Source organism: Granulicatella sp. zg-84, assembly GCF_010892375.1.
Taxonomy (GTDB): domain Bacteria; phylum Bacillota; class Bacilli; order Lactobacillales; family Aerococcaceae; genus WM01.
The window spans coordinates 60806-71465 of sequence record NZ_WNJX01000009.1; the positions used below are offsets into that span (position 1 = coordinate 60806).

At 33.6% G+C, this 10660-nt stretch carries 7 protein-coding genes, 8 tRNA genes and 1 rRNA gene; all 16 read right to left on the reverse strand.

Annotated elements, in window-relative coordinates; genetic code table 11:
• Positions 1 to 8 precede the first annotated feature (8 nt).
• A complete protein-coding gene (gene asp3 / locus GMA06_RS03185; RefSeq protein WP_163561665.1) occupies positions 9 to 971 on the reverse strand; it encodes an accessory Sec system protein Asp3 in 963 nt (320 codons plus the stop codon).
• Positions 968 to 2521, reverse strand: a complete 1554-nt coding sequence (gene asp2 / locus GMA06_RS03190; RefSeq protein ID WP_163561666.1) for an accessory Sec system protein Asp2 — start codon at positions 2519 to 2521, stop codon at positions 968 to 970. Before asp2 ends, asp3 begins: the two co-directional genes overlap by 4 nt.
• Positions 2514 to 4043 carry an accessory Sec system protein Asp1 gene (gene asp1 / locus GMA06_RS03195; protein WP_163561667.1) on the reverse strand — a complete coding sequence of 510 codons (1530 nt, stop codon included), beginning with the start codon at positions 4041 to 4043 and terminating at the stop codon, positions 2514 to 2516. The genes asp2 and asp1 overlap by 8 nt, the downstream gene beginning before the upstream one ends.
• Positions 4044 to 4051: 8 nt before the next feature.
• Positions 4052 to 5260, reverse strand: a complete 1209-nt coding sequence (gene secY2, locus GMA06_RS03200) for an accessory Sec system protein translocase subunit SecY2 (protein WP_163561668.1) — start codon at positions 5258 to 5260, stop codon at positions 4052 to 4054.
• A gap of 111 nt (positions 5261 to 5371) precedes the next feature.
• A complete protein-coding gene (gene ppdK / locus GMA06_RS03205) occupies positions 5372 to 7996 on the reverse strand; it encodes a pyruvate, phosphate dikinase (RefSeq protein ID WP_163561669.1) in 2625 nt (874 codons plus the stop codon).
• A gap of 3 nt (positions 7997 to 7999) precedes the next feature.
• Positions 8000 to 8824 (reverse strand): pyruvate, water dikinase regulatory protein, encoded by an 825-nt coding sequence (locus GMA06_RS03210; RefSeq protein ID WP_163561670.1) that lies wholly within the window; start codon positions 8822 to 8824, stop codon positions 8000 to 8002.
• Positions 8818 to 9447 carry a CBS domain-containing protein gene (locus GMA06_RS03215; RefSeq protein ID WP_163561671.1) on the reverse strand — a complete coding sequence of 210 codons (630 nt, stop codon included), beginning with the start codon at positions 9445 to 9447 and terminating at the stop codon, positions 8818 to 8820. Before GMA06_RS03215 ends, GMA06_RS03210 begins: the two co-directional genes overlap by 7 nt.
• Before the next feature lie 357 nt (positions 9448 to 9804).
• Positions 9805 to 9878 (reverse strand) — tRNA-Pro (locus tag GMA06_RS03220).
• A 20-nt stretch (positions 9879 to 9898) separates the two neighbouring features.
• Positions 9899 to 9972: transfer RNA gene (locus tag GMA06_RS03225), tRNA-Arg, on the reverse strand.
• Between the two features lie 9 nt (positions 9973 to 9981).
• Positions 9982 to 10067 (reverse strand) — tRNA-Leu (locus tag GMA06_RS03230).
• 29 nt (positions 10068 to 10096) lie between these two features.
• Positions 10097 to 10168, reverse strand: a tRNA-Gly gene (locus GMA06_RS03235).
• 10 nt (positions 10169 to 10178) lie between these two features.
• Positions 10179 to 10251, reverse strand: a tRNA-Thr gene (locus GMA06_RS03240).
• An 11-nt stretch (positions 10252 to 10262) separates the two neighbouring features.
• Positions 10263 to 10344: transfer RNA gene (locus tag GMA06_RS03245), tRNA-Leu, on the reverse strand.
• A gap of 35 nt (positions 10345 to 10379) precedes the next feature.
• Positions 10380 to 10452: transfer RNA gene (locus GMA06_RS03250), tRNA-Lys, on the reverse strand.
• A gap of 3 nt (positions 10453 to 10455) precedes the next feature.
• Positions 10456 to 10528, reverse strand: a tRNA-Val gene (locus tag GMA06_RS03255).
• A gap of 10 nt (positions 10529 to 10538) precedes the next feature.
• Positions 10539 to 10654: ribosomal RNA gene (rrf, locus tag GMA06_RS03260) — 5S ribosomal RNA — on the reverse strand.
• Positions 10655 to 10660 lie beyond the last annotated feature (6 nt).

The window sequence follows — 10660 nt, forward strand, 5'->3', positions numbered from 1 at the left end:
TCTTTTGTTTAAAAGTGAAGATATGCTAGTTGACTTTTATAATCAACAAATGGTTGTACAAATACATCCGATACCATACTTCCTTTTCCATATAAAGTCACATTACGTTTTTGTAAATGCGTATCTATCCAATCTTTTTCCAATACTTTTTGTATACCATACTCTCGATACTTTTTCATATAATCATCCACAGTATAAAAATCACGTGTGACAAAAGCTTGACTATCTAAAAAAATAGATGTCGCATAATATAAAGCTGCAAGATTACTTACAGGACCGTATCCTGCAAAATAAATCAACTGACTATTCAAATCCATCTTAGCACAATCAATTAAAAACGATACTTCTTTTATCACTTTATCGTCTAAATAAAAATGTCCTTGATCTTTGTCATTTTCAATACATAATACATTTTTTATACCTTTCAAATCATGACTTTGAATATGATGCAATCCATTTATTCTAGGCTCAGTAAATAGAACCATTAAATACGGTTCATTTTTATCAATATTTAATAACCTATCTTTATTTTGAGATACTTCACTAATCGTTAAATAATGAAATTCAAGACGGACGCAACCAGCACTCATCAATTCAACTGTATAATACTGTGTCCCTAATGGGCAAACAAACTCTAAACTTGTACTCAAATCTTTTAGCATGACAAAAGATAAGCACTCATCAAAGCGATCAAAAAAATTCAAACGTACGTACAATGTGTTAGAAGGCGTTGTATTTATATTCGCTTGTAATTTATACGTTTTAGAAGCTAATAAAATAGGTAATTGTAATGCTTGTCTATCTGCTTGATAATGTGTTTTTGACTTCCACGTTTGGATTCTTGTACCCGACGGCATCAGTTCATTTTCAAAAACAACATTATCAGGTGCTATATAATCAATACTAGAACCATATAAATATGTATTGGCAGTATAATTACTCCAATAAATATAGTGTGTTATACCTGTCATTTTCTACTCCTTTTAAAATCAAGTTTTAACACATCCTCATACTGATTTCGAAACCATTCTAGAATAGCATTTGTATTATCATTGTGTCGACCAGCAATACCTTTACTAATAATTCTTGCACGACTATCTTTCAAATGATTTAAAATATCATGATATGCATTCATATCGTAATCATCATTTTTCATATAAGACAAAACAAATGACGTCTTCTCAAAATCAGCCTCATCAAACACTTGCCAAAAACGTTGATTTAAAGCATCTATCGTCTGCTTACTATTTTTTCCTGTTATTTTTTGTAAAAGATCTAAAGAGGTTGGAAAGACACCTGGTCTATGCATTAACTCATTAAAAGCAACATCTCCCAAATTTACAAGAGGCTTTCCAACTAAAATGGTGTGAGGCAATAATTTTGCACCGTAGTACAAGGCACCAAAAGTTCCCATAGATAATCCTGATAATACAAGTTGATCGTTTGTAAAACCTAACCAATCTAAACTATCACGTATCACATTGACAATGCCTTTCTCAAATTCTTCGCTTCCTAAATAAAAGGCACCCCCTGTTAAACGAGAATCACTAATCAATAAAAAAGGTGCTCCTAACCGTTGCATCATTCTATACCCTTCAAATCCCTCAACGCCTTTAAAACCTGAAAAATACACATTTAAAGGTGGTGTTAAATCTCCCGGATGGAAATAGTAATGAAATTCCTCTCTCTTTGAATCTCTAAATGTTTGTCCTCCTACAAAAAAATCCCCCTCAAAAAAACGAGAATCTCTTTTGTGCAAAGCTCCGATATGAATAGTCCCACTTCCTCTCACTTGTAAAGAAAAACATAGATTAACAAATCCTTGTTCGTCTAAAGTGATAGGTGTTTCCATATCTTTTTGTGAATACACATAACGATTCATAATATCCGCCACAGAACCATATTTAATCGCGTGGATAACTAACTGTACCTCTAATTGCTTGTCTGCTTGATACTCCAACCAAAATGTAAAAGGCTTGTCCCCGTGTAAATAGTTGTATTTCCAAATCGCCACTTCTTGAAAATCATCAATATCTTTCACAGATAAAGATACATTATTATGTCCCGTATACCTTACTTTTCCTTTTACATTCGGACTAATCATTATCTGTTCTATGTGAAATTTATCCCCATAAGATTGACGTTCATAAAAGGCTTTAGAAATCAACTCGAGCTTTTCAGGCAAATGTCGTAATGAACATTTTTTAGCTAGTTTCCTCTTCATAAATAGCTTTTGTTCAACGGACAGTAAATACCCTTCTGACATATAAAACACTCGATACGGCTCAATAAAATCGTCTAAACAATCAATATTTTTCACATCTTTAATACACTCAATCACAATAGCTGAAAACCGTCTTACTGGTTTTTTCTCTAATTCAGCCTCTTGTTTAACATGAGTTATATATAAAAATACATTCTCTGGAGATATATGTATCCACTCAATATTTTCAGGTATATCCTGTATAGTTATCTTAGGATTCATTTGCCCAATAGACAGCACTCTTATTTGCTCACCCATTTTTTCTCCTTATCAATAATTTCCAATCCGATACAATTTTCCCACTCGTATAATTTGAAATACGCTGTACCGTATATACCAACGCTTCGTTCCACCGACGCAATCCGTCTAAATAATGATGAATCGCTTCGGATAAATCTTCAATAGTATTTAAAATAAACCCATTTTTTTCATGTTCGATATACATCGACCGATATAAATTGATTGTCGGTATCCCTGCACTAATACTTGCTATTTGTGTAAACACATCTGGATTATCGGATAAATCAATGACTAATCGCACTTTTTTTAAAAGTTTAATTAAATCATCTTCACGTTTTGATACATGTACCGATACTCTATCTTCTTTTTTTACATCAATCCCGATAAATGTATCCTGTTCTTCCACATCAAAAAAAGTCGGCTCAATATACTCTTCTATGATTTTTTTCGTTTTTTCTAATAATACTTGCTCAAGATGTGCATAATATGTACCAATAATGAGTACTACCTCTTTTTCTTCACGCATTATCTGCCCAATTCGAATAATTACTTGTTCAAAAATATCCGAAGAAACATCATCTGCTCGTAAATAAATATACGATAGATGCTCTCTTTGGCTTTCTCCTAATGACAATCTTGCATCAAAAGGTGGCAACACATAAATATGTTCATTCTGTATTTTTTCCTTTATTTGATGTTTTTGATTTTCTGTTGACACAACAATCATATCAGAACGATTTGCATCTAAAAGTAATTGTTCACTATTTAAATCATATCTATTTTCAAAAAAAGATAGCACAATAAACTGAGAAGATACTTGTTTTAAAATCAACTCATTATGTTGTATATCACTTGCAAGAACAATCGTTTCTTGTCGATTATGTAAATAGTCATGTATTTTCTCTGAAAGTAAATCAAACATAGACTCATACGCTGCTTTTTTAAACAAATGTGCATATGCTTCATTGACTTCAACATACCCTGTTTCCACATACTCACGTATTTGCCACTGCCCATACATATTAAGATATTCACGATATTCTTCAACATTATTTTTCATATAGACTATACAAGAAATAAATCCTCTATCATCCACAATATAACGTTTTTCTATTTGAGCATTATTGAAAAAATCAATCCATATAATATTCCCATCATAACCATATTCAATACGTGCTAAAGTTTGATTGTCCTGCCTTACAACGATTAAAAAAGGAGTATATACAAACTCTACGTGTTCAGGCCAAGGTAATTGTTTATAATCAAATACACTCAATTGTTCTTGTATAGTAATGCTTTGTATATCATCAAATACAGACCAATAAGGGACATGTAGCAACTCTTGTCTATATAAAAAATAACGTAAATGTGGCATATAATTTAGTAATATCAACTGCACATCTTCATTTGCATCAGAAAACATTCTCACTTGATTGATTGTATCGTCAAATTCAATTTTTTGTGGAACTAAATACCACGGCAATGTATTTAAAAACCAATCTTTCTTACTGTTATACCACGACGGAATAAAATAAAACATAGCGCTCCTTAAAATAATGAATGATAATTTTTCTTAATCGTTAATACGGATAATTGATCATAAATGGACAAAGTCAATCCAACTAATAACATGACAGAACCAGGTAAAGTCAAAATCTCACTAAAAGATTTATCAAATACCCCAATATACAATGGCACACCCGCAAATAAAGTAAGAGTAATAGCATTTACAAAACTCAATCTTAATATAATCTGATGCAAATACTCTTTAGTTTCTTTTCCTGGTCTAAGCCCAGAAATATAATCTCCTGAATTTCTTAATGTTTTGGCAATATCTTCTGGATCGATATTTAAAAACGAAAATCCAATCGTTAAAAAGAACAGCACAATACTATATATCGTGACGCCACTCACATTTGTTAAACGAAACATATCTATCAACTGTTGAAATAATATTTGTTCAGGAAATGTATAATTTAAAAGTTGGAATAAATATTGTGGTAACATCAAAATCGTGAACGTGTACATAATTGACATACCACCCGACGTATTCAATCGAATAGATAAATACGATTTATCTTGAAATGCATTATTGATCATTAAACGATTGACTTCAATCCGACGCTCTGCCCGATCAAGTGTAATTAAAATCAATATCACAAAAAATAAATAGATACATAGAAGAAGTTTATATATATCAAATGGTGTCCCATTAAAGAAATAGGTCACAAATCTTTTCGTTATGGTACGAACAATACCTACAATGATAATGATTGTAAAACCACCTATACCATACGCCGTATTCATACTAACAAGAAACATTAAAACAAAAACCCCTGTAACTAAAACACTACTCAATGTAATAATCTCTAAAAGAGAGTGCTCTTTTCCTCTCATATTCAAAAGAACAAACGTTAATGCTTGAATGACGGCTAATATAAAAATAAAACGCATTTGCCAACCATTTATTTTTTTTTGTGATTTCTTATCTAATTCTAAACGTTTAAATATACTCAATCCACGCCATAAAATCATCGTGGACATCCATGGAGCTAAACCTAGTGTAAAAATACTTAACTGCGTATAATCAGCACCAAGCATACTCCCAATAACAGACAACTCATTTAACTGCTTAATCACATAAACATCTTTACTCACTGTCAGATGTGTCCCTAATAAATAGATAAAAATAATACCTAGCGTAAACGATACTTTCCGTAAAATAACTCTGTTTTTTAAATATTTCATTATTGACATGATTAAACTCCTAACTCTAGTTATAAAACATTTTACCATACCCTCCCCCGTTTATAAAAACGTTATGTACAAAAAAACGTATTGATTCAACAAATCAATACGTTTTTTTCGTTATTTTTTTAAAATGGCAGCTTTTGCTGCTGCTAACTTAGCAATCAACACTCTATAAGGTGAACAAGACACATATTCTAACCCAATTTTTCCACATAAAATAACGGATTTCTCATCACCGCCATGTTCCCCACACACACCAATTTTAATATTCGGATTAACTTTTTTAGCTTTTTCTTTCGCCATTTTTATCAATGATAATACTCCACTTTCATCTAAATGAACAAATGGATCATGTGCCAAAATATGTTTTTGCTTATAAATATCAATAAATTTAGACGCGTCATCACGAGAATACCCATACGTCAACTGCGTTAAATCATTTGTTCCAAAACTAAAGAATGCTGCATGTTCAGCTAACTGATCCGCAATAAAACACGCTCTAGGAATTTCAATCATTGTCCCTATTTTGTATTGGAAACTTACACCAGATTCCTCTATTTGACTCTCTACTAGATGCTCAATCTGTGTTTTTAAGAATACCAGTTCCTCTACAACACTAACTAAAGGAATCATAATTTCAACATGAACATCAACCCCTTCTTTTTTCGCTTGAATAGCCGCAGAAGAAATCGCCTTAGCTTGCATCAAATACACCTCTGGATAAGTCACACCTAAACGACATCCTCTATGCCCCATCATCGGATTAAACTCTGATAAACTAGCTATTTTTGCCTCTAATTCTTCTCGAGAACATCCTAATTCTTTTGAAAGTGCCACAATTTGTTTTTCTTCATGTGGTAAAAATTCGTGCAATGGCGGATCAAGCAAACGGATATTGATTGATTTTCCATTTAACACATTGAACATTTGATAAAAATCATCCCGTTGAATAACTTCTAATTGATTTAAAAAGACTAAACGACTTTCTAAATCATTCGACAAAATCATTTTACGTACTAGACCAATACGATTTTCTTCAAAAAACATATGCTCTGTACGACATAAACCAACACCAGCTGCACCAAAGCTTAAACCAACTTGTGTATCATGAGCATTGTCTGCATTCACATATACCATTAATTCTCTAATCTCATCAACCCACGTCATCAATCTAGCAAAACTTTCTTGTTTTACAGCGCTGGCTTGTTTTATTTCCCCTAAATAAATACAACCTGTGCTTCCATCAACCGATAACATATCTCCCTCACGTAATATTGTGTCTTCTATACGAACTGTTTTTGCCTGTTCATCAATCACAAGATTTTGACAACCACATACACAACATTTTCCCATACCTCTTGCTACAACTGCCGCATGTGATGTCATACCACCCGTACTTGTAACAATCGCTTGAGAACTAACCATTCCTTCAATATCTTCAGGAGATGTTTCTTGTCTTAATAAAATGACATTTTTTTCTTTAGATGCTTTTACAGCTTCTTGAGCAGTAAAATAAATATGCCCTACCGCTGCTCCAGGAGAAGCAGCTAACCCTGTTGCTAAAAGTGTTGCTTCTTTTAAAGCCTTTTCATCAAATGTTGGATGTAATAACTTATTGATATCATCAGTTGTAATACGCAAAATAGCTTCTTCTTTTGTTAAAATCCCCTCATCCACTAACGTAACCGCAACCTCTACCGCTGCTTTTGCTGTTCGTTTTGCATTTCGAGTTTGTAACAAATACAAACGATTATTTTCCACTGTAAATTCAATATCTTGCATATCTTTATAGTGGTTTTCTAATTTTTCAACAACACGTACCAGTTCTTCATAAACCTGTGGCAACTCTTCTTTTAATGTTTCAATCGGTTGCGGCGTACGAATACCCGCCACAACATCCTCACCTTGTGCATCAATTAAATATTCACCAAATAAAACTTTTGTCCCATCTACAGGATTTCGACTAAAACAAACACCTGTTCCACTCGTATTCCCCATATTCCCAAATACCATTGCTTGCACATTAACCGCTGTTCCTAAAGAATCACTAATATTATTTAATTTACGATACACTTTTGCACGTTGATTATTCCATGACTTAAAAACAGCCTCTACTGTTAATAATAATTGTTCTTTAACATCTGTTGGAAAACGATTACCTGTTTCTTTAAAATAAATATCTTTAAAACGCTCAATAATACTTAACAATAAGTTAGCAGACAAATCACGATCATGAGCAATACAATTCTCTCTTTTTACTTCTGCTAATACTTGCTCAAAACGATATTTTTCAATTCCCATGACAACATCTGAAAACATTTGAATAAAACGTCTATAACTATCATATGCAAATTTTTTATCATTATTTTGTCTTGCAAGAGCTTCTGTTGTTTCATCATTTAATCCTAAATTCAACACCGTATCCATCATTCCTGGCATTGAAAAGACAGACCCACTTCTAACAGACACTAATAAAGGATTTTCTGTATCTCCTAAACGCTTACCAATCGTTTGTTCTAAGGTACTCAATGCTGTATCTATTTGATCTTTCACATCATCAGACAATGTTTTTTCTTGTACATAATAATCACGACATGCTTCTGTCGTAATTGTAAATCCGGGTGGTACATTAACACCTAAACTTGTCATTTCTGCTAAGTTAGCACCTTTACCTCCTAGTAAGGCATTCATCTCTTTATTTCCTTCTGAAAAATGATATACATATTTTTTCATAGTCTTCATCTCCTATATATTGATTGTTTTTAAACCATTTGTTCTAATCAAGTCAAGAATAATTTCTGCCGTTTCTTCAATAGCACGATTTTCAACGTTGATAATTGGACATTTTAATTTTTTCATAATCGTATGTGCATATTCGAGTTCTTCAAAAATACGTAATTCATCAGAATATTGATTATCGTACACAACACCTAATGTTTTTAACCGTTGTGTACGAATTGAATTGAGTTGTTCTATACTGGTTGTCAACCCTACAATCTTTCTACTATCTATTTCATACAATTCTTTCGGCAACGTAATTTCAGGAACAAGAGGTATATTCATAACTTTAATATTTTTATTGGCTAAATACATACTCAATGGCGTTTTAGACGTTCTCGACACACCGATCAATACTAAATCCGCTTCTTTTAATCCACTAACATCTTTCCCGTCATCATACTTCACTGTAAACTCGATCGCACGAATACGCTCAAAGTAATCTTCATTAGTTCGCCTAATAATCCCTGGTTTATTTTTAGCAGGACACTGAAATCTATTCTCTAAAACACTTAAAAATTCACTCAAAATATCTAACACATAAATATCATGTCGACTTGCATAATCTCTACTGAACTCTGCTAGTGCTTTATCTACTAATGTTTGCACCACAATATCTTTACCACTAGACATTTTATCGATGATTTGTATAATTTCCTCTTTTGTTGTCACAAATGGATTTCTCACCACTTCATACAGCACATCGTTTTCATCAAACTGCGATAAAGTAGCTTTAACAACATCTTTAGCCGTATTCCCTAAAGAATCAGAAATAATTTGAATCTTTAACATGATGACTCCTCCAATAAATCTAGCATTAAGCCAATGCTAATTGTTTTAGAAATTCTGCCGACTACAATATAATGTTCACCATCTTTTTGCACAACTGGTAAACAATCCACTTGATGTGTTATTAAACGTTTTAAACCATCCACAAAATATTCATCCTCTTGACAAAATACAACATTCGGTATACGTGTCATTGCTAAAGCAATAGGCACTGCTGATACATTATGATTTGAAATAGCCATTTTTAACATATCTTTTCTTGAAACAACACCAACTAAATGATTTTCCTCATTTACAATAAACACCGTACCAATATCATGAACATATAACTTTGTGACTACATCTGAAAAAGGCTCTGTATTCTTCGCCGTAATAGCTACTCCCATAACATCTTTCACTTTCACGTCATCAAATAGTTTCCTATTACTTACAGATGAAAAAGACTCATTACAATAATAACCAACATTAGGCTTTGCAGATAACACACCCACCATGACCAATACAGACAATTCATTTCTTAATGTTGATTTTCCAACAGCCAATCTCTGCGCTATCTCGTCACTAGTGATTGGCTCATACATTTTTACTAACTCTACAATTTTTTTTTGACGTGCATTTAACTGCATCTCTAACCACCTCTTTCAATTACAACAATATCCTAACATTTATTACACATTATTTCAAGTATTTTTTATAGTTATTACACATTATTTGAAAAAAGATATGTAAATTAGTCTATTTACACATCTTTTTTCAACTAAAATATTAAAAAAATATATATTAATAAAGTAAACTCTTCACTAAAATAATTTAACGAAAAACAAAAAGTGATGAACAAACAATTAAAATATCCGTTCATCACTTTATTATAAATTTTATTTTTTCAGAAAGAGTCAATGATTATGACATTTATAAATACTTATCAAAAACTCTCAAATAAAAAAACAAGAGTTTCCTCTTGCTAACACTCTTATAAAACCAAGTCGGGAAGACAGGATTCGAACCTGCGACCCCTTGGTCCCAAACCAAGTGCTCTACCAAGCTGAGCTACTTCCCGTTTCTCATGTCTAACATGAATGCACCCAACAGGAGTCGAACCTGTAACCGCTTGATTCGTAGTCAAGTACTCTATCCAATTGAGCTATGGGTGCTCACTTCTATGCCGAGGACCGGAATCGAACCGGTACGGTGATCACTCACCGCAGGATTTTAAGTCCTGTGCGTCTGCCAGTTCCGCCACCCCGGCATTTATTATGTACTCTCTCATACATAATAAGCGAAAGACGGGGTTCGAACCCGCGACCCCCACCTTGGCAAGGTGGTGTTCTACCACTGAACTACTTTCGCATCTCTTCTATGCCGGCTAAAGGACTTGAACCCTCGACCCTCTGATTACAAATCAGATGCTCTACCAACTGAGCTAAGCCGGCTTTTTCTCCCATGCGGATGAAGGGACTTGAACCCCCACGAATCTCTTCGCCAGAGCCTAAATCTGGTGCGTCTGCCAATTCCGCCACATCCGCTCTCTTTCTTCCCTTACTCTCTTGCAAGGTTAAGATGAGTGATACAGGGCTCGAACCTGTGACCCTCTGATTAAAAGTCAGATGCTCTACCAACTGAGCTAATCACTCTTATGGAGGTTAACGGGATCGAACCGCTGACCCCCTGCTTGTAAGGCAGGTGCTCTCCCAGCTGAGCTAAACCTCCATTTTCAAAAGCGTGGCAACGTCCTACTCTCACAGGGGCAATGCCCCAACTACCCTCGGCGCTAAGAAGCTTAACTTCTGTGTTCGACATGGTGACAGGTGTGTCCTTCTTGCCATCATTACCACACTTTCT